This window comes from Mesorhizobium sp. P2_D1, assembly GCF_056404455.1.
This window is the reverse complement of the sequence record NZ_JBFUDZ010000038.1, coordinates 1-19,482: the sequence shown is the minus strand read 5'-3', so window position 1 is coordinate 19,482 and position 19,482 is coordinate 1. Positions and strand designations below refer to the sequence as shown.

Annotated in this window: 21 protein-coding genes; 5 read left to right on the top strand and 16 right to left on the bottom strand. The window is 62.0% G+C overall.

Annotated elements, in window-relative coordinates; all coding sequences use genetic code 11:
- Positions 1 to 149: 149 nt before the first annotated feature.
- From rseP to AC1D0I_RS23555, 7 genes are all read right to left on the bottom strand, one after another.
- Entirely contained in the window at positions 150 to 1,292 is a 1,143-nt protein-coding gene (gene rseP / locus AC1D0I_RS23585) for an RIP metalloprotease RseP (protein WP_477227264.1), read from the bottom strand.
- Between the two features lie 104 nt (positions 1,293 to 1,396).
- Positions 1,397 to 2,212, bottom strand: a complete 816-nt coding sequence (locus AC1D0I_RS23580) for a phosphatidate cytidylyltransferase (RefSeq protein WP_477398096.1) — start codon at positions 2,210 to 2,212, stop codon at positions 1,397 to 1,399.
- Positions 2,209 to 2,943, bottom strand: coding sequence for an isoprenyl transferase (locus tag AC1D0I_RS23575; RefSeq protein ID WP_477398094.1), 735 nt, complete (start codon positions 2,941 to 2,943; stop codon positions 2,209 to 2,211). The genes AC1D0I_RS23580 and AC1D0I_RS23575 overlap by 4 nt, the downstream gene beginning before the upstream one ends.
- Before the next feature lie 33 nt (positions 2,944 to 2,976).
- Entirely contained in the window at positions 2,977 to 3,531 is a 555-nt protein-coding gene (frr, locus tag AC1D0I_RS23570; protein WP_477398092.1) for a ribosome recycling factor, read from the bottom strand.
- Between the two features lie 110 nt (positions 3,532 to 3,641).
- Positions 3,642 to 4,364 (bottom strand): UMP kinase, encoded by a 723-nt coding sequence (pyrH, locus tag AC1D0I_RS23565; protein WP_013895365.1) that lies wholly within the window; start codon positions 4,362 to 4,364, stop codon positions 3,642 to 3,644.
- Between the two features lie 161 nt (positions 4,365 to 4,525).
- Positions 4,526 to 5,632 carry an aldo/keto reductase gene (locus AC1D0I_RS23560; protein ID WP_477398090.1) on the bottom strand — a complete coding sequence of 369 codons (1,107 nt, stop codon included), beginning with the start codon at positions 5,630 to 5,632 and terminating at the stop codon, positions 4,526 to 4,528.
- Positions 5,633 to 5,700: 68 nt separating this feature from the next.
- Positions 5,701 to 6,189, bottom strand: coding sequence for a nuclear transport factor 2 family protein (locus AC1D0I_RS23555; protein ID WP_477398089.1), 489 nt, complete (start codon positions 6,187 to 6,189; stop codon positions 5,701 to 5,703).
- A 115-nt stretch (positions 6,190 to 6,304) separates the two neighbouring features.
- On the opposite strand from AC1D0I_RS23555, the gene AC1D0I_RS23550 reads away from it, so the two are divergent.
- The gene (locus AC1D0I_RS23550; protein ID WP_477398087.1) at positions 6,305 to 7,225 is read left to right on the top strand and encodes a LysR family transcriptional regulator; all 921 of its coding nucleotides are present in this window, start codon (positions 6,305 to 6,307) and stop codon (positions 7,223 to 7,225) included.
- 31 nt (positions 7,226 to 7,256) lie between these two features.
- Here AC1D0I_RS23550 and tsf read toward each other — a convergent pair whose 3' ends face one another.
- From tsf to AC1D0I_RS23520, 6 genes are all read right to left on the bottom strand, one after another.
- Positions 7,257 to 8,180 carry a translation elongation factor Ts gene (gene tsf, locus AC1D0I_RS23545; RefSeq protein ID WP_457152196.1) on the bottom strand — a complete coding sequence of 308 codons (924 nt, stop codon included), beginning with the start codon at positions 8,178 to 8,180 and terminating at the stop codon, positions 7,257 to 7,259.
- A 111-nt stretch (positions 8,181 to 8,291) separates the two neighbouring features.
- Positions 8,292 to 9,074 carry a 30S ribosomal protein S2 gene (gene rpsB / locus AC1D0I_RS23540; RefSeq protein WP_477398086.1) on the bottom strand — a complete coding sequence of 261 codons (783 nt, stop codon included), beginning with the start codon at positions 9,072 to 9,074 and terminating at the stop codon, positions 8,292 to 8,294.
- Between the two features lie 176 nt (positions 9,075 to 9,250).
- The gene (locus AC1D0I_RS23535; protein WP_477398084.1) at positions 9,251 to 9,862 is read right to left on the bottom strand and encodes a LysE family translocator; all 612 of its coding nucleotides are present in this window, start codon (positions 9,860 to 9,862) and stop codon (positions 9,251 to 9,253) included.
- Positions 9,859 to 10,137, bottom strand: a complete 279-nt coding sequence (locus tag AC1D0I_RS23530; protein WP_095081470.1) for a DUF4031 domain-containing protein — start codon at positions 10,135 to 10,137, stop codon at positions 9,859 to 9,861. Before AC1D0I_RS23530 ends, AC1D0I_RS23535 begins: the two co-directional genes overlap by 4 nt.
- A 66-nt stretch (positions 10,138 to 10,203) precedes the next feature.
- Positions 10,204 to 11,520: a lysophospholipid acyltransferase family protein gene (locus tag AC1D0I_RS23525; protein WP_477398082.1), complete on the bottom strand. Its 1,317-nt coding sequence runs from the start codon at positions 11,518 to 11,520 to the stop codon at positions 10,204 to 10,206.
- Positions 11,521 to 11,637: 117 nt separating this feature from the next.
- The gene (locus AC1D0I_RS23520) at positions 11,638 to 12,465 is read right to left on the bottom strand and encodes a cell envelope integrity EipB family protein (RefSeq protein WP_477398080.1); all 828 of its coding nucleotides are present in this window, start codon (positions 12,463 to 12,465) and stop codon (positions 11,638 to 11,640) included.
- A 139-nt stretch (positions 12,466 to 12,604) separates the two neighbouring features.
- Between AC1D0I_RS23520 and AC1D0I_RS23515 the strand changes: the two genes are divergently transcribed.
- The 4 genes from AC1D0I_RS23515 to AC1D0I_RS23500 all read left to right on the top strand — a co-directional run bounded on the left by AC1D0I_RS23515 (position 12,605) and on the right by AC1D0I_RS23500 (position 15,612).
- A complete protein-coding gene (locus AC1D0I_RS23515) occupies positions 12,605 to 13,069 on the top strand; it encodes a RidA family protein (RefSeq protein ID WP_477227270.1) in 465 nt (154 codons plus the stop codon).
- A 14-nt stretch (positions 13,070 to 13,083) separates the two neighbouring features.
- Positions 13,084 to 13,812 (top strand): glycerophosphodiester phosphodiesterase, encoded by a 729-nt coding sequence (locus AC1D0I_RS23510; RefSeq protein ID WP_477398078.1) that lies wholly within the window; start codon positions 13,084 to 13,086, stop codon positions 13,810 to 13,812.
- Positions 13,813 to 13,867: 55 nt separating this feature from the next.
- Positions 13,868 to 15,082 (top strand): GNAT family N-acetyltransferase, encoded by a 1,215-nt coding sequence (locus AC1D0I_RS23505; protein ID WP_477398076.1) that lies wholly within the window; start codon positions 13,868 to 13,870, stop codon positions 15,080 to 15,082.
- A gap of 98 nt (positions 15,083 to 15,180) precedes the next feature.
- Positions 15,181 to 15,612 (top strand): HIT family protein, encoded by a 432-nt coding sequence (locus AC1D0I_RS23500; protein ID WP_477398074.1) that lies wholly within the window; start codon positions 15,181 to 15,183, stop codon positions 15,610 to 15,612.
- Positions 15,613 to 15,642: 30 nt separating this feature from the next.
- Here AC1D0I_RS23500 and AC1D0I_RS23495 read toward each other — a convergent pair whose 3' ends face one another.
- The 3 genes from AC1D0I_RS23495 to clpS all read right to left on the bottom strand — a co-directional run bounded on the left by AC1D0I_RS23495 (position 15,643) and on the right by clpS (position 19,239).
- On the bottom strand, positions 15,643 to 16,269 hold the full coding sequence (locus tag AC1D0I_RS23495) for a chloramphenicol phosphotransferase CPT family protein (RefSeq protein ID WP_477398072.1): 627 nt from the start codon (positions 16,267 to 16,269) through the stop codon (positions 15,643 to 15,645).
- A gap of 165 nt (positions 16,270 to 16,434) precedes the next feature.
- Entirely contained in the window at positions 16,435 to 18,903 is a 2,469-nt protein-coding gene (gene clpA, locus AC1D0I_RS23490; protein WP_095091822.1) for an ATP-dependent Clp protease ATP-binding subunit ClpA, read from the bottom strand.
- 6 nt (positions 18,904 to 18,909) lie between these two features.
- Positions 18,910 to 19,239, bottom strand: coding sequence for an ATP-dependent Clp protease adapter ClpS (gene clpS, locus AC1D0I_RS23485; protein ID WP_010909565.1), 330 nt, complete (start codon positions 19,237 to 19,239; stop codon positions 18,910 to 18,912).
- Positions 19,240 to 19,482: the final 243 nt, after the last annotated feature.

The window sequence follows — 19,482 nt, the reverse complement described above, 5'->3', positions numbered from 1 at the left end:
GTATTAACCGGATTTTCCCTACACGCAAGGCTTCTGGTTAATTTGAATTTACTTAACCTTGCGGCGTGGCTTTCGCGTCACTCATATTCCCGGGCATGGTAAACGGCGTCTCAACAACGTCCATGCCAAAGCCAAATTTCTTCATGATTTCAGCATCCAAACAGATCGTTCCAGAAAACGAAACCCATGAAGCACAGCACCAGAAGCAACCCGGCCCGATAGGCCATTTCCATCATCCGATCCGACACCGGACGGCGAATGACGGCCTCCACCCCGTAGAACAAGAGATGGCCGCCGTCGAGGGGGGGAATCGGCAAAAGGTTCAGAAACCCGATGCCGACAGACAGCAGTGCAATCAGTTGCACGAGCCATTCGAACCCAAGTTTCGCTGCCTTGCCGGCCATGTCGGCGATCTTCACCGGGCCGCCCAGCTGACATTTATCCTCACGCCCGACAACGAAACGCTGCAGGAACTGACCAGTGCGCTGAATGACATGCCCAGTCTCCTCGACTGCCGCTGCAACCGCCCCGACGGGCGTGTAGGTGACGAGGCGGGGCTGGCCGAGTTCCTTGTTGTTGACGACGCCGATCACGGCAACCTTCACCTTGTTGCCGAGCGCGTCTTCCTGTTCCATCAGCCGCGGCGCCGCGGTCACCGTGACCTCCTTGCCGTCGCGCAGCATGACGAAGGTGATGGCGTCGCCGGCACGGCCGGAAACCAGGCGCTGGACGTCACCAAAGGTTTCGACCTTGCTGCCGTCGACGCTGACGAATCGGTCACCGGGCAGGATGCCGGCTTTCGCCGCCGGGCTGTCAGCCGTCACCTCGGCGACCATCGGCTCGGCGACATAGCGGCCATAGGCGGAAAACAACACGGTAAAGACGACGATCGTCAGCAGGAAATTGAACAGCGGCCCGGCGACGACCGTCGCCGCGCGCTTCCAGATCGGCTGCGTGTGAAAAGCGACCTTGCGTTCCTCCTCGGTCAGCGTCTCGATCTCTTCCGAAGTCGGCTGACTCGATGTGGCGTTCATGTCGCCGACGAATTTGACATAGCCGCCAAGCGGTATCGCGCACAGTTTCCAGCGCGTGCCGTGGCTGTCGCTGAAGCCGAAAAGCTCCGGGCCGAAGCCGATCGAGAAGGCCTTGACCCCGATGCCACACCAGCGCCCGATCAGGTAATGGCCCATTTCATGGACGAACACGACCACGGTCAGCACAAAGAGGAACGGCACGAGCGTGCCAAGGACGAAGCCTTGTGTGCTGAAAAGCGCGTGAAGAATCTCGTTCAAGACAAACCCTCAAATTCTTCCGCGGCGCGGATAGCGCCGTGACTGTGGCATCAATCCAGGCGAATCCAAGGCGCGGCGCGCATCGGGCCCTGAAATGACGCCTCTCAAACCGGAAACACCCCCTGCGCCGGATGATCGGCGGTCGCCGAAATCCAGCCGATGACGTATAGGGCGAAAGCCGCCGCGACAAGCCCGTCGACACGGTCCATGACGCCGCCGTGACCGGGGATGAGCGCACCCGAATCCTTGCGACCGTGGCGGCGCTTGATCCAGGATTCAAACAGGTCGCCAGCCTGGGCGACAATCGACAGCACGAGCGCCACAAGGCCGAGCAACGCCAGATTGCCGACGCCGGCAACCGCGGCCAGGATGAGTCCGGCCACAACTCCGCCGACAGCGCCGCCGAGCGCGCCGCTGCGCGTCTTGCCGGGAGAGATCGACGGCGCCAGTTTTGGGCCGCCGACCGTACGGCCAACGAAATAGGCAAAGATATCGGTGGCCCAGACGACCGCGAACAGGAACAGGATGGCGACGAGGCCTGAACGATCACCGTCGCGCAACAGGGCAAGCGACAGGCCGGAAACACTGGCGTAGGCAAGACCGGCCGCGTCCCATTGTCCGGTCTTGCGAACCGAGGCGGCAATCGCCACTGCGGCAACCGCCACCACGACAAGCGGCAGCAGCCACGATGCGGCAAGGCCGGCAATCAAGGCGCCGATGAAAACAACCAGCAGCGCTTCCGGCAGGAACCCCAGGCCCGTGGCCTCGGCTGGGCGCGACATGCGTGTCCATTCATAGAAGATCACCGCCGTCATCACGGCACACAGCAACCGGAACGGCAGCCCCCCAAACCAGGTCAAGCTGAGGGTAATGATGGCAAGCACGACTGCCGAAATGACGCGAAGCTGGAGATTGCTCATCCTGCGGCCGGTCGCGAGGTAACGTCCTGCGAGCCAAGTCCGCCGAATCGGCGTTCGCGGCTGGCAAATTCGCGCAGGGCCTCGGCAAGATGCTCGCGGCTGAAGTCGGGCCAGTAGCAAGGCAGGAAGACAAGCTCGCTATAGGCAGCCTGCCACAGGAGGAAGTTCGACAGCCGCAGCTCACCACTGGTGCGGATGACCAGTTCCGGGTCGGGGATGCCTTGCGTGTCGAGTGCGCCGGCAAAGCTTTCGGCGGATATCGCCTCGCTGTCGAGTTCGCCACGGGCCACGGCCGCGGCAAGCTTGCGCGCCGTGCGCACAATCTCGTCRCGTCCGCCATAGTTGAAGGCGATCACCAGCGTCAGCGCTTCATTTGCGGCGGTCAGCGATTCGGCCTCGTCGAGCAGCCCCCTGATGTCGGATTGCAGCCCTGCCCTGTCGCCGATGATTCTGACCCGCACACCGCTCTGGTGCAAATCGGCGAGATCACGGCGGATGAACAGTTTCAGCAGGCCCATCAGGTCGCTGACCTCGGACTTCGGCCGCGACCAGTTCTCCGACGAGAAGGCATAGACAGTCAGGAAGGAGATGCCGAGCCCAGGTGCGGCGCGCACCGTCTTGCGTAGCGCTTCGACACCGGCCCGATGGCCAGCAAGACGAGGCATGCCGCGCGCCTTGGCCCAGCGTCCGTTTCCGTCCATGATGATCGCGACATGCGCGGGCGTTGCCATGTTCTCGCTTTCGGGTCAGCCGATGGCCAAACCCTAAACCTGCATGATTTCAGCTTCCTTATCGGAAAGCAGGTGGTCGATGGTGCTGATCGTTTCGTCGGTAAGTTTCTGGACCTGTTCGGAACGCTTGCGCTGATCGTCCTCGCTGATGTCGCCGTCCTTTTCCGCCTTCTTCAGGAAGTCCATGCCATCGCGGCGCACGTGGCGCGCGGCGACGCGGGCGTTCTCGGCGTAGCCGTGCGAGATCTTGACCAGTTCCTTGCGGCGCTGTTCGTTGAGCTCGGGTAGCGGAATCCTGAGATTGGTGCCGTCGACGATCGGGTTGAAGCCCAGATTGGATTCGCGAATGGCGCGGTCGACCGCGCCGACCATCGACTTGTCCCAGACCGACACCGAAATCATGCGCGGTTCCGGCACCGAAACGTTGGCGACCTGGTTGATCGGCATGGTGGTGCCATAGGCCTGCACCTGGATCGCGTCGAGCAGATTGCTGGAGGCGCGACCGGTCCGCAGCGAAGCCAGATCATGTTTGAACGCGGCGATTGCCCCGTCCATGCGCCGCTTGAGATCGTCGTACTCACCACTCATCTTAATCTCCTCGACCCGTCTAGCACGGGTTCACTGCTTCGGGGCAAGGCCCCGTGTTCGAGCCTGATTTTCGAAAACCGGCATCCCTTTTTCGGGACCAGGCCCCAGGATCAATCGTCCGCGACGACCGTGCAGCGGCCGCCGCCCCTTAGAATATCGCCAAACCCACCTTTTTCGTGGATCGAATAGACGATTATCGGAATGTTGTTTTCGCGCGCAAGTGCAATCGCAGCCGTATCCATGATGGAGAGGCCGCGTTTTATGACTTCGCCATGGCTGATGCGCTCGAAACGCGTCGCATCCGGGTCCTTCTTCGGGTCGGCCGAGTAGACACCGTCGACCTGAGTGCCCTTGAACAGCGCGTCGGCGCCGATTTCGGCCGCACGAAGTGCAGCCGCCGAATCAGTGGTGAAGAACGGATTGCCGGTGCCGCCGGCAAAGATCACTACCTTGCCCTGGTTCATGTAGGCGGTTGCCTGGCGCTGTGAGAAACTCTCGCAGAGTTCGGGCATGGCAATCGCAGAGAGCACCACGGCGTCGACGCCGATCTTGTTCAATGACGTGCGCAGCGCCAGCGAATTGATGACCGTGGCAAGCATGCCCATGTGGTCGCCGGTGACGCGGTCACCGCCCTTGGAGGCCACGGCCACGCCGCGAAAGATGTTGCCGCCGCCGATGACGACGCCGACCTCGATGCCCAGTGCGCGGGCTTCGGCGATATCGGCGGCGATGCGATCCACCACCGAAACGTCGATGCCGAAATGCTGTTCGCCCATCAACGCTTCGCCCGACGCTTTCAACAAGACACGTCGGTAGAGGGGCTTCACCGTCATCTGGTCCTCGTCATTTTGCATGTGACGCGTTCCGGGTGGCTACCCTCGCGCAGGCGCCGCTCCGAAACATGGCGCGATGCCGTGTTCCGATACACGAAGGGCGCCGCGATGTCACGCGGCGCCCGAGCCGGAAATTCGAGATCGAGACGCTCAGCCAATCATTAGCTGACGCCGGCAAAAGCGCCCTCTATCAGCAGGTCCGGGAAGTAGCCCATCGGCTTGCCGCCGACCGCCTGGCCCCCGGTCAGGCCGCCCTGGATTTCCGGTCCGAAGAACGAATATGGAAACGGCGTGACTGGCTGGCTGACTGCGTCGAGCCGTGCCAGAAGCTCTCGCGGAATCTCGAAATCGAGCGCGCCGAGATTGTCCTTGAGCTGATCCAGCCTGGTCGCACCGATGATCACCGAGGCGACACCTGGCCTTGTCGCCGCCCAGTTCAAGGCGATCTGGGCCATGCCGCGGCCAAGCTCGCCGGCAACCTTTTCCAGTTCGGCAACGATTGCCCAGTTGCGGTCGCTGAATTTCTGAAAGCCCGGATTGCTCGAGCCGCGCATCGTCTCCAGTCTGCCACCGGCGTTATTAATTGTATCCGAACGATATTTGCCACTCAGAAGGCCGCTTGCCAGCGGGCTCCAGACCATAATGCCGGCGCCGTAGCGCGTACCGAACGGCACGAATTCATGCTCGATGTTGCGCTCGGCCAGCGAATATTCGAGCTGCAGCGCCGAAACCGGTTCATAGCCGCGTTGCTCGGCGACGGATTGCGCCCTGCTCGCGTACCAGGCGGGGACGTCGGAGAGGCCGACATGGCGGATCTTTCCGGCGCGCACCAGATCGTCAAGCGTCCGCATCACCTCTTCCGGCGACGTCAGCCTGTCCCAGGCATGCAGGATATAGAGATCGATATAGTCGGTACCGAGCCGCTTCAGCGAGCTTTCGACGGCGCGGATGATGTTCTTGCGGCCATTGCCGCCGGCATTCGGATTGCCCTGCTCCAGATTCATGCTGAACTTGGTGCTGATCACCGCCTTGTCGCGCAGGCCGCGCTCGGCGATGAACTCGCCAAGCCAGGTCTCGGAGGTGCCGCCGGTATAGGCGTCGGCGGTGTCGAAGAAATTCCCGCCTGCCTCGACATAGGCCTCGACCAGAGCGCGCGCCGTCTCCTTCTCGGCACCCCAGCCCCATTCGGTGCCGAAGGTCATGGTCCCGAGTGCCAGGCGGGTGACTCGTAGCCCGCTGTTGCCAAGGGTGTAGTAGGACATGGTCATGATGTCGTTCCGATCCTGTTCAATGCCGATCCTGTCCGGGGGTCGCCTTGACCCACGGATTGCCGCGCTCATGCGTCATGCGGAATGTGAAGCCGTCCAACCATCCAACCCGCGCCCGAACGGGTCAGGTGGTGTTCGTAAGTGCCCCAGACTTCCCAGAGCGGGTCGCCATTGCCTTCCATCCGGTTCCAGGCATAGCCGTTGGAGGAGACGGTCGCGGCGTCGCCGTCGATAGCGACCTGGTGGTTGGTGCGCAGATGCAGGCTGGTCTTGCTGCCCCTGAGATTCGCTGCCCAGGTCCCGATCAGATCGTCCGAGGCGATGGTGGCCGAGGGCTGTCCACTCAGGCTGCTGAAGTCGACGGTGACACGGTCGGCGAAGTAGCTGCGGGCCAGCCGCCAATCCTGGGCATCGACGGCGTGATCGATGGCATCGGCGATACGGATGACCGCGCGCTCATCGGCGGGCGTCATTTCGCGGGATGGCTCGGCTCCGCCGGCATCGACCGGCGCCAGCGCAATACCCGCCGCGAAGGTCGCGTACTTCAATGCATTCATGTCTCTTCTCCTTTGCGCATCAGCCAGTCGCCGATCTGTTGGCGACAATGTGGGCCAGCGCGCCGGCGTCGAGAAGATTGCATTATCTGTATAGACTATGCGATATCATGCATGAATGGATCGCGACCTGCTCAGCCATCTTCCCGTCATCGTCGCCGTGGCGCGGCGCGGCGGCTTTGCGTCGGCCGCCGCGGAACTTGGCATGAGCCCTTCGGCGGTCAGCCACGCGGTGCGCCTTGTCGAAGAGAGGATCGGCCAGCCGCTGTTTGCCCGCACCACGCGAAGCGTTGCTTTGACCGAGGCCGGTGAGGCGCTCGTTGCGGCGGCGGGACCGGCATTGGAAGACATTACCGACAGGATCGAGCGGATTCGCTCGGTCAAAGGCAGGGCGAGCGGTCTGCTCAAGATCAATGTGCCGCGCCTGGCGCTGCCGCTCACCTTGATGCCCATCCTGTCGGCAATGGCCGAGCGCTATCCCGAAGTGACGGTGGAGGTGTTCACCGACGAGCGCCTGAGCGACATTGTCGGCGAAGGCTTCGACGCCGGCATAAGGCTGGGCGAGATGATTGCCGAGGATATGGTGACGGTACGGCTGACCGCGCCGTTCCGAACGATCATCGTCGCCTCCCCCGCCTATGTTGGCCGCCACGGAAAGCCGCGAACGCCGGCTGATCTCTCCAGCCACAACTGCATCGGCTATCGTCTGTTGCGATCGCGCGCGCTCTATCGCTGGGATCTGTCCGACCAGGGCAATGATATCGGCGTCGAAACGCGTGGCAGCGTCGTCGTCACCGATCCGCTGTCGGCGCGCGACATGGCGCTGGCCGGCATCGGGCTGGCCTACCTGTTCGAGCCGCTGGTGCGAGCCGACATCCAGGCCGGCCGGCTGGTCGAGGTGCTGCGCGAAGCCGCGATCGACGAGCCCGGGCTGTTCCTCTATTTTCCCCGCCGGGCGTCGATGGCGCCGAAGCTCAGGGCCTTCATCGACACCGCACAAGAAATCGGCCGGGCATCCCTGCGGACACCCGGCCGATAAAATTCGTCAGAAGGATAGCTGTCGCGACAGCTTACTTCTTGACCGCCGCCGCGACTTCCGCCGCGAAATCGGTCTCTTCCTTCTCGATGCCTTCGCCCAGCGCAAAGCGCAGATAGGCGGTGATCTTGGCCGGAGCGCCGATGTCCTTCTCGGCATCCTTCAGCGCCTTCTCGACAGTGATGTCGGGATTGAGCACGAAGGCCTGCTTCAGAAGGACGACTTCCTCGTAGAACTTGCGCAGACGGCCTTCGACCATCTTCTCGATGATCGCTTCCGGCTTGCCGGACTGGCGCGCCTGATCGGAGAAGATCGCCTTCTCGCGCTCGATTGCCGCCGGATCGAGTTCTTCGGTGGTCAGCGCCATCGGGCTGGTGGCAGCGACATGCATCGCGACCTGACGCGCAAACGCGTTGGCCGCATGCTCGTTGCCCGTGGTCTCGATCGCAACCAGCACGCCGAGCTTGCCAAGGCCATCGGCAACCGCGTTGTGGACGTAGGTGGCGACGGCGCCATGCGGAACGGTCAGCTTGGCCGAACGGCGGAAGCCCAGGTTCTCGCCAATGGTGCCGACGGCGTCCTTGATGGTGTCGGTGACCGACTTGTCCGAACCTGGATACTTGGCCGCTGCAACCGCGTCGGTCTTGCCGCCGTAGGCGAGCGCGACCTTGGCCACATTGGCAACGATCTCCTGGAACGCAGCGTTGCGAGCAACAAAGTCGGTCTCGGAATTGACTTCGACGACGGCCGCTTCGCGCGGGCCGGAATCGACGCCGATCAGGCCCTCAGCCGCGGTGCGGCCGGCCTTCTTGTCGGCCTTGGAAATGCCCTTCTTGCGCAGCCAGTCGATGGCCTCTTCCATGTTGCCGTTGGTTTCGTTCAACGCCGCCTTGCAATCCATCATGCCCGCGCCGGTCAAGTCGCGGAGTTCTTTGACCTGTGCAGCCGAAATGCTCATTGTCGCCCTCTTTGTTTTTAAATGCACCGACGCACCATCGAACCTCGATGATGCGTCTGTTTAGCGTGCCAAAATATGAGAAAGATGAAGGCCGCAACCGGCCTTCGATTGTTATGCTTCGGGGGCTTCCGATGCCGGAGCCGAATCGAGAGCCGGTTCGACCGGAGCTTCGACCGAAGCGCCGATGTCGACGCCGAGCGCGCCCTGCTGGCGGGCGATACCGTCGATCGCAGCCTTGGCGATCAGGTCGCAATAGAGCTGGATGGCGCGGGCAGCGTCGTCATTGCCGGGGATCGGGAAGTCGATCTTGTCCGGGTCGCAGTTCGAATCGATGATGGCGACGACCGGGATGCCGAGGCGCTTGGCCTCGAGGATTGCGATCGCTTCCTTGTTGGTGTCAATGACGAACATCAGGTCGGGCGTCGAGCCCATGTCCTTGATGCCGCCCAACGCCTTGTCGAGCTTCTCGCGCTCGCGGTCGAGATTGAGGCGCTCCTTCTTGGTGAGGCCCTGGGCCTCGCCGGCCAGCATCTCGTCGAGCTTGCGCAGGCGCTGGATCGAGTTCGAGATCGTCTTCCAGTTGGTCAGCATGCCGCCGAGCCAACGCGAATTGACGTAGTACTGGGCCGAACGCTGTGCCGCATCGGCGACGATGTCGGACGCCTGGCGTTTGGTGCCGACGAACAGCACGCGGCCGCCCTTGGCGACAGTGTCGGAAACCTGCTTCAGCGCCTGGTGCAGCAAGGGCACCGTCTGCGAGAGGTCGATGATGTGGATGTTGTTACGGGCGCCATAGATGTAGGGCGCCATTTTCGGGTTCCAGCGGTGGGTCTGGTGGCCGAAGTGAATGCCAGCTTCCAAAAGCTGGCGCATGCTGAAATCAGGCAGAGCCATTCTTAGTTCCTTTCCGGTTAGCCTCCACGGACACAGGCATTTTTGGACTTTGTCCTCGAACGCCACCGGAGGTTTCAGCCGGATTTCTCCCGGGCAGACACCAAAGTCCGTGTGTGGAATGAGCGCGCATATAGAGGGGATGCGCGACAAACGCAAGCCGTGTGGCGTTTCACCACTCAGCGTGCGGCAATCAGCGCTCCTGTGCCGATCATCGCGCCGCCGGCAAACCTGTTCATCAGTCGCATGCGTCTCGGCGTCCTGAACCAGCCCGAAGCCCGCCCGGCAAGTGCAGCATAAATACCCATGGTGAGGATGTTGACGCTGATTACGACCGCGACAACCAGCAGTCCGTCGGCAAGGGTCATGGTGTTGAGGTTCAGGATCAGCGGCATGATCGAAGCGTGGAACAGAATCGCCTTCGGATTGCCCAGCGCGATGGATGCGCCGAGGAAGAACGACCGTGACAATCGCGCCTGCGACGCCCGCGGTTCATCCGATTGCGTGGCCGCGGCTCGCCACATCCTGATGCCGAGAAAAACCAGATAGGTAGCGCCCGCGTATTTCAGCAGGAGGAAAACCCATTCGAAAGTCTGGGCCAACGCCACCAGTCCGAGCAACGCCAGGGTGACCAGCACGGCATCGCCGGCGGCGACGCCGACCCCGGCCACGAACGCACGAAGAAACCCGCGCGACACACCATTGGTTATGACCGCGAACATCGCCGGTCCCGGTGTTGCGGCTGCAAGCGTGATCGCGGCGCAATAAGCCAGAAATGCCGTTGGTGTCATCGCCGAGCCTTTCCATTGGGCACCCGCACCCGCCGGAAGATCGCGACGATCTCCTCGCGGCTGCATTCGAAAGCGCCGAGCCGCACCGCCCGGTCGCGCTCGAAGCCGGTTATGTCATAGTGCGGCGCCGAAGTCTTGGGCGGCCCCTGATAGGATGAGCGCTTGAGGCCGAGTTGCGCGGCGAAGCGATGCAACTCGTCGGTGTCGTCAGCCATCAGATGGCACCAGCGATGGCCAGCCCAGTTCCAGATCGCCGCGTCGACATAGACTGCCATGAAGCTTGCTGTCTGCCTTTCATTCTTTGCAATCCGCCATTCTTCGCAAGCGAATGACGATCGGCCTCATGGCCCGTGTGAATGACAGTGACGATAGAATGGATTCGGATAGAAAATGAAGCTGCCACCGGCCGTAAGCTCAGCCACCGTGCTGGCGACTGTGGCCTGCATGCGACGGTGCAACTCGGCAACCGCATCGTCGACCGAGCCGGCATGCTCATGCAAGCCAAGTGGATCGGGTACCCGGATGTAGGCGCAGCGCGGTCCGGCCGGCTGCGGAATGAGCCGGTTCATCGTGTCGCGCAATCCGCTCCAGCAATAGTCGTTGCGGATCCGCTTCAGGTGCTCGGCGATCTCTTCCTGCGTGATACGCGGATTGGCCGAGGCCCAGGACCCGACGCGTTGCAGCCTCTGAATCGTGTCGGCGAGCGCGCGGACCTTCTTTTGCTCGTCCGCATCGCCGGTGTTTTCGCGCTGCCAACGACGCGCCAGCCTCAGAAGCTCGGTGGTGTCGGGGACGGCGGTGTCTGGAGAAATGGCCTGGCCAAGCCGACGGCTGAGTTCGGCGACCAAAGCCTTCTGGCGCCCGGCATAGCTCGCGCCCTCTTCGGATGACAGGCTCCACGCGGCTTCGTCGCGGGCCAGCAGCGTCGAATAGATATGGTGGATGCGCTGTGGCAGCGTGTCGGTCGCTTGGCGTTCTATTTTCAGGTTTTTCTCGACAAAGGTGCATTCCTTCGCCAGCGCCGCTTCGACATTCCTGGTGAAGACCAGTTTCCAGACGACCGGCGCGATCCAGACCTTGAAATCTGGATCCGTGGCCCGACCTCGCTTGAGCGCCTCAAGCCCCATCTCGACGGCGCCCGGCAGCAACGGCGCCACGATGTTGGCATGCCAGCCGACGCCGCCTTCTGGATGCAGCAGCACGCCATGGCCTTTCAATGCCCAGGCGACGGAGTGTTCCTTGGCTGCCCCGCTGTTGCCGGGAATCTGGGCGATCAGGTTGTTGGCCAGCCAGAATTTCTGCATCAGCCGGCCAAGCCCGTTGACGACGCCATTCGTTGCCCAGGAAGCGGCAAGCGGGCTGACCTGCGACACGATCTCCTTGTCGATCATCCAGTCGGTGAAGAACTCTGGATGATTGGGCGTGACGAAGGTCGCCTTCCCCGCCCCGCAACTGGCCTTCAGCCGCTCGAGGTCGGCATGCGGAAAGTCGATATGGTGGACATTGGCGACGCCACGAAGCCCGGCCAGGCGGTTGAACGGCAAGATATCGCGAAAACCCGGTATCCCCCGCAGCATGACGATCCGGTTGACTGATGTCATGGCCCTGATCAGCGCCGGATTTGGCCTCGGCGCCACGAAGACATCGATCCTGCTCAAGCTGCTCCCCCCTTTTGCGTCTCGACGCTGGAGGAAGTTGGGGAGCAATTACGGCGCGTTCAAGTCGTTTGCCACGACAACGCCGTGTCGTCGTGAATCAACTGGCCAGCTGAAGCACTATTTGGTCGGGCAGGTTTTCGCCTGGTCGAACAGCGAAAGATTGACCAGCTTGCCGGTCATCGAGAAGTCGCCATAGTCCATGACGAGGTCGCGGGTGATGCCATTCTCGTGCAGCTTGAAGCTGATCCGGTATTCCGGGACCTCTTCGCCTGTCTTGTCGGTGTCGTCGAAATAGGCGATGTCGACCGGCCAGTATTTGTCGGTGGCGAGCTTCGCCAATGCCGGGGCCTCCGGGTCGGCTTTGTCGGCATCGGTTCTCTTGCCGACGACGACCGTGGTCGTCATCACCTTGTTGGCGTCTTCGGAACCGTCGAAAAGGTTGGTTTCGTAAAAATTCTCGCCCTTTTCGGCTTTGCCGATCAGTTCGACCAGATGCTGAGTCGGAAATTGGGTCATAGCCAGTTCGAGGCTGTTCTTTTCGGGCTTGTCGATATCGACCTTCAACCCCTTGGTCTCTTTCGTGGCGATGCCCTTGACCTCCTTGTCGAGGTTCTGGTCGACGAAGGACTTCGTCACGAATGAAAAGGTCTTGCCTTCGGCGTCCTCGAAAGTGGTCGTCTGCTGGTCGGTCAGCTTCGTGTTCTCGTTGGTGACGATCTGGGTGACGAAACGGAATTTCACCGTATAGCCTTCACAGGCCGAGCCGTTGAACTCGTAGACCATGCGGCCGGATATGCCCGTGATGCCGGATTGATCGGATGCCTTGTTGAGGGTGAGATCGTAAACAGCGCGGTGGGCTTGCAGCGCCGGCACGGCGAAAGCAGGGCCTACCGAGAACACCGCCGACAACAGGACGGCATTGAATGCGAGGCGCGTTGCGCGCATGAGGTACTCCGATCGTCGCGGCTGATGGCAGGCCGCAGGGAAAGATGGTCCAGCTTAAAAAAAGTCGTGGCGGAAGCGAGGCAAAAATAGCAATTTCAGCCCGGCCAGCGCGGCGTCACCCAAGCAATAGGGAAATACCATGAGTGAAACAATCGAAAAGCGGCTAAGCGATCTGGGCGTGACGCTTCCTGTCGCCGCCGCGCCCGCCGCCAACTATGTGCCCTATTGCAGGACCGGCAACCTCTTGTTCACCGCCGGGCAGTTGCCGCTCAAGGACGGCAAGCTGCAGGCGAGCGGCCTGCTCGGCCGTGACGTCGAAACCGCGGCCGGCAAGGACGCGGCAAAATACTGCGCGATCAACATCCTGGCGCAGGCCAAGGCCGCACTCGGCGACCTCGAGAAAATCCGCCGCCTGGTGAAGATCACGGTCTTCGTCGCCTCGACGCCGGATTTTGTCGAACAGCATCTGGTTGCCAACGGTGGCTCCGATTTCCTGGTTGCGGCACTTGGCGAGCGCGGCAAGCATGCCCGCTCCGCTGTCGGCACCACCTCGCTGCCACTTAATGCCGCAGTCGAAATCGAAGCGATCTTCGAAGTCGAGTGAGCCAGGAGACGACCATGACCGACCTATCCTGGCTGACCGCCCGGCCTGTCGCCCATCGCGGGTTCCACGACATGAACAAGACGCGCTGGGAAAACACGCTTTCCGCCTTCGCGGCCGCGGCCGAGCGCGGCTACGCCATCGAATGCGACGTGCATCTGTCGCTGGACGGCGTTCCCGTCATCATTCATGACGACGATCTGCAGAGGCTGACCGGTCAGGACGGTTTCGTCTGGCAGCGTACCGCGGCGGAGCTCACGGCGCTCAAGGTCGGCGGCACGTCGGATCATCTACCGACGCTGCAGGAAGCGCTCGACCTGGTCGATGGCCGTGTGCCGATGGTCGTTGAGCTGAAAGGCATCCCGGGCCGCGACGAGGGTCTCGTGGCGATCGTCGGCAAGATGCTCAAGCGCTACAAGGGCAAGTCGGCGATCATGTCGTTCGACCACTGGCTCATCCGCGATTTTCCGAAACACGCGCCGGGCATTCCGGCCGGACTGACCGCCTACGGCAAGGACGTCAAGCTGATCGAGGCGCATTTCGCCATGCTGGCGCATGAGATCGCCTTCACCTCCTATGCCGCCGGCGACCTGCCCAACCGGTTCGTCAGCTTCGTCCGCGAGAAGCTGAAGATGCCGGTCATCACCTGGACGGTACATGACCAGCCGGCGGTCGACCTGACCTATAGATATGCCGACCAGATGACGTTCGAGGGATTCGAACCCGACCTGGTCAAAGTCGCCTGAAGTCGGTGTCTGAAACGTGACTTGTACCCGGCCGGACGGAGCTTAAATAAGCCCCATGGATCAAGGCGACGATGGCGATGACCAGATGGCGAATGCGGACTATTTGATCCGCATCGCCGCTGGCATCGGCGCTTTCACCCCGGACGAGTGGAACAGCCTCAGCGGAACCACGCGAGGCAACGCAGAAAACGGCTACAACCCGCTCGTTTCATTCGCTTTTCTGAGTGCACTTGAAGACTCAGGCTGCGCCGTGCGGCGCACAGGATGGCAAGGTCATCATTTGCGATTGGAGACCGCGCAGGGCAAGCTGCTCGGGGCGGTCCCGTGCTATCTCAAATCGCACAGCCAGGGCGAATATGTGTTCGATCATGGCTGGTCGGATGCCTTCGAACGCGCCGGCGGTCGCTACTATCCAAAACTGCAATGCGCGGTGCCGTTCACACCGGTCACCGGCCCTCGCCTGCTGGTCACCAAGGGCGAGGATGTCGGCGCCGTCAAAGCGGGACTGGCAGCGGGCCTGAAGGCGGTCACGCAAAAACTCGGCGTCTCTTCAGCGCATGTGACCTTCGCCCAGGAATGCGACGTCGAGGTGCTGGAAGCGGCAGGGTTCCTGCATCGCACCGACCAGCAGTTCCATTTCTTCAACGAAGGCTTTTCAACCTATGACGACTTCCTCGCCACCCTTGCCTCGCGCAAGCGCAAGGCGATGAAGAAGGAGAGGCGCGAGGCGCTGGCCAACGGCATCTCGATCGAATGGCTGACCGGCAAGGATCTCACCGAAAAGGCCTGGGACGACTTCTTCGCCTTCTACATGGACACCGGCAGCCGCAAATGGGGCCGGCCCTATCTCAGCCGCCAGTTCTTCTCGCTGATCGGCGAACGCATGGCCGACGACATCCTGCTGGTGATGGCCAAGCGCAACGGGCGCTACATTGCCGGCGCCATCAATTTCATCGGCTCCGACGCACTCTACGGCCGCAACTGGGGCTGCATCGAGGACCATCCCTTCCTGCATTTCGAGGTCTGCTACCATCAGGCGATCGACTTCGCCATCGAGCGCAAGCTCAGGGTTGTCGAGGCCGGCGCTCAAGGAGAGCACAAACTGGCGCGCGGCTACCGCCCGGTGACCATGCATTCCGCGCACTACATCGCGCACCCCGGCCTGCGCAACGCCGTTGCCGACTATCTCAGGCGCGAACGGCATGAGGTGGAGCGGATGAGCGAATATCTGGAAGAGCACACCCCATTCCGCAGGGATCTCGAGGAGTAGCGACCGGTCTGCGCCGATCGGCGGGGCGACTTTACCCGATCGTCTTGCCGACTTTCGACGGCTTCGCTACACGAAAGGCACAATCCGGAGCGTTCGCCATGGCTGAGGCCGCCTATGACACCGACAACATCTTCGCAAAGATCCTGCGCGGTGAAATTCCCTCGCACCGCGTCTACGAGGACGAAGCGGTCGTCGCCTTCATGGATGTGATGCCGCAGGGGCCGGGCCATACGCTGGTGGTGCCGAAGGCGCCGTCGCGCAACCTGCTCGACGCCGATCCGTCAACGTTCGGACCGCTTTTCACGGTCGTCCGGAAAGTGGCGCGGGCCGTCAAACAAGGGTTTGGCGCCGACGGCGTCACCGTCATGCAGTTCAACGAGCCTGCCTCGGGGCAGACCGTCTATCATCTGCATGTGCATGTCATCCCACGCTTTGACGGCATTCCCCTGAAGCCGCACACGGGCGGGATGGAGAAGCCGGAAGTGCTGGCTGAGAGCGCCGAAAAGATACGAGCGGCGCTGCGAAGCTGACGCCGCATCTCGCTTTGCGACGAAGCAATTTCACCTGGCGGTGGTTTGAGCCAGTTGCTCGATCGCGCTCGGCCGAGCGATCGCTTGCTCCAGCCGCCGGCGGATCGCATCGGCACATTGCGTGGGGCTCAGCAGGGAGGTGTCGACGTCCAGGTCGTACACGCCTGGCCGGTGCACCTCCTCCTGCCACAGACGCACGGGTATCGGCACGGGATCGCCGGGCGAGCCGGTCACATATCCCCGTGCCGCCTCACTGGCGGCGCGTCGTTGCATGATGATTGCTGTCGGGCAGCGGACGCCGACGAACAGCACCGGCAGGCCGGCGAGACGGCGCGCGCAATCGGCGAGGCAATCGAGGGGTTTTGAATAGGCATCGTGGTGGCCGACATCCGCCACGACGTTCAGCCCCAGCCGGCTGTGGGCGGCGATCGATTCGTAGAGCGCGGCGTAGAAATCGGCCACCAGGCCTTCAAGGTCCGGACGCTCGCCGCCCGGCCGCAAGCCTATTCCAGGCCGATAGCGTGGTGGCGTGGCCTGTTCGTAAACGTCGACACCGAGATTGATCCAGACACCATCAAGATTCTCCTGGATGGCCTGGACGATGCTTGATTTTCCCGATCTCGGCGCACCGTTCAGGATGACGATCTGCCCGGCCATGCGTCCCTCATTGCTCCAATGAAAAAAGCCCCGTCTCCGGGGCTTTTTCGACTTTCGCTAATGCATGTCGCCCAAAAGTGGCCCCGGTTTTGGGGCAGCGACATGCACAAAAAAGAAACTTAAAGCGCGTCGCCCGAATCCGTTTCGATGCGACGCGCTTTAAGGTCAGTTCTTTCTGGGCAATTGCGGCACGAGGCTGCGCTTGCCGCCGTCCTTGCCCTTGGCTTCGGGCTTCGGCGCCACCAGCTTCTTGGCCGCGGGCTTTTTCGCCACGGCCTTTGTCGGCTTCGGCGTTTCTTCCGGCTCTTCCTTCTTAGGCTTCACCGGCGCCTCGTCGGCGAGCGATTCGAGCTTCAGGCCGGTCTCGCCGGTTTCCTTCTTCTCGACGGTGACACGCACCGTGCCGCCCTTCTTGAGCTTGCCGAACAGCACCTCGTCGGCCAACGGCTTCTTGATGTGCTCCTGGATGACACGGCCGAGCGGCCGCGCACCCATGCGCTCGTCATAACCCTTGTCGGCGAGCCAGGCGATGGCATCGGGCGACAGATCGAAGGTGACGCCGCGCTCGGAAAGCTGGGCCTCGAGCTGCATGACGAACTTCTGCACCACCTGATGGATGACCGGCACCGGCAGCGAGCCGAACGGGATGATCGCATCGAGACGGTTGCGGAATTCCGGCGTGAACAGCCGGTTGATCGCCTCGACGTCGTCGCCTTCGCGCTTGGTCGAACCGAAGCCGATCGCCGCACGCTGCGCATCCGACGCGCCCGCATTGGTGGTCATGATCAGGATCACATTACGGAAATCGATCTGCTTGCCGTTGTGGTCCGTCAGCTTGCCATGGTCCATCACCTGCAACAGGATGTTGAACAGGTCCGGATGCGCCTTCTCGACTTCGTCCAGCAGAAGCACGCAGTGCGGATGCTGGTCGACGCCGTCGGTCAACAGACCGCCCTGGTCGAAGCCGACATAGCCGGGAGGCGCGCCGATCAGCCGCGATACGGTGTGGCGTTCCATATACTCCGACATGTCGAAGCGGATCAGCTCGACACCGAGCGATGCAGCCAATTGCTTGGCCACTTCGGTCTTGCCGACGCCGGTCGGGCCCGAGAACAGGTAGGAGCCGATCGGCTTCTCCGGTTCGCGCAGGCCGGCACGCGCCAGCTTGATCGCCGAGGTCAGCGCGGTTATCGCGGTATCCTGGCCATAGACGACGCGCTTCAACTCGATATCGAGACCCTGCAGCACCTTCTCGTCGTCGGCCGAAACCGTCTTTGGTGGGATGCGGGCCATGGTGGCGATCGTCGCTTCGATCTCCTTGATGCCGATCGTCTTCTTGCGCTTGGCTTCGGGCACCAGCATCTGCGAGGCACCGGTCTCGTCGATCACGTCGATCGCCTTGTCCGGCAGCTTGCGGTCGTTGATGTAGCGCGCCGACAGCTCCACCGAGGCCTTGATCGCCTCGTTGGTGAACTTCACCTTGTGGAACTCCTCATAATAGGGCTTGAGGCCCTTCATGATCTCTATGGCGTCCTCGATGGTCGGCTCGTTGACGTCGATCTTCTGGAAGCGCCGCACCAGGGCACGGTCCTTCTCGAAGAACTGGCGGAATTCCTTGTAGGTGGTCGAGCCGATGCAGCGGATCGCACCCGACGACAAGGCCGGCTTCAACAGGTTCGACGCGTCCATGGCGCCGCCTGATGTAGCCCCTGCCCCGATGACCGTGTGGATCTCGTCGATGAACAGCACCGCGCCGGGATAGTCCTCGAGTTCCTTGACGACCTGCTTCAGCCGCTCCTCGAAATCGCCGCGATAGCGCGTGCCGGCAAGCAGCGTGCCCATGTCGAGCGCGAAGATCGTGGCATTGTGCAGCACTTCGGGAACGTCGCCCTCGACGATGCGCTTGGCGAGGCCTTCGGCGATCGCCGTCTTGCCGACGCCGGGATCACCGACATAGAGCGGATTGTTCTTGGAGCGGCGGCACAGCACCTGGATGGTGCGGTTGATCTCGGACTCGCGGCCGATCAGCGGATCGATCTTGCCGGCCTTGGCCTTGTTGTTGAGGTTGACGCAATAAGCGGTCAGCGCGTCCTGCTGCTGCTTCTTCTTGCCGCCTTCCTCTTGCGGCTCGGCGCCGTTCTGGCCGCCCTGCTCGTCATCGGCGCCGCGCGGCGAACGCGTTTCCGACGCGCCCGGACGCTTGGCAATGCCGTGCGAAATATAGTTGACCGCGTCGTAGCGGGTCATCTGCTGTTCCTGCAGGAAATAAGCGGCATGACTCTCGCGCTCGGCGAAGATGGCGACGAGCACGTTGGCGCCCGACACTTCCTCTCGGCCAGACGACTGCACGTGGATGACCGCGCGCTGGATGACGCGCTGGAAACCGGCGGTCGGCTTGGAATCCTCGTCGTAGCCGGTGACCAGATTGTCGAGCTCGGTGTCGATATAGGTGAGAACCGTGTGCTTCAACTCGTCGAGATCGACATTGCAGGCGCGCATGACGGCGGCCGCCTCGGTGTCGTCGATGAGCGCGAGCAGCAGATGTTCAAGGGTTGCATATTCATGGTGCCGCTCATTGGCGAGCGTCAGCGCCTGGTGAAGCGCCTTTTCCAGGCCTTGGGAGAAAGCCGGCATGTTACCTCACTTCTTCTCCATCACGCATTGCAGCGGATGCTGATTCTGTCGGGCGAAATCCATGACCTGAGACACTTTGGTCTCGGCCACCTCGAATGTATAGACCCCGCACTCGCCCACTCCATGATTGTGAACATGAAGCATGATGCGTGTGGCGGCTTCGCGGTCCTTCTGGAAAAAACGCTCCAGCACGTGAACCACGAACTCCATGGGCGTGTAGTCGTCGTTGAGGATGAGGACCCGGTAAAGGCTGGGCTTCTTGGTCTTGGTTTTGGTGCGCGTGATAACGGCCGTCCCGCGGCCGGCCTCATTGCCGTCGCCGCCGCCGTTTTGCATCCGCGCCACTCGTCTCGTGGCAGTCAAATCGATCGTCACGTATTCCTGCCTCTTCGAATCCCCATGCGAGTTCGACATGTAGGTGTTCGATGGACGATTTTAAGCCCTTCTGTTTTGCTGACAATATGGCTAGGTGACCAAACTTGGCCGATTTTCGCAATCGTGAAGTGGCGCGAGCCCTTGGAGCGGAAATTGACATGAAAAAACCCGGCCACGCTTCCGCGACCGGGTTTTGTCCCGCAC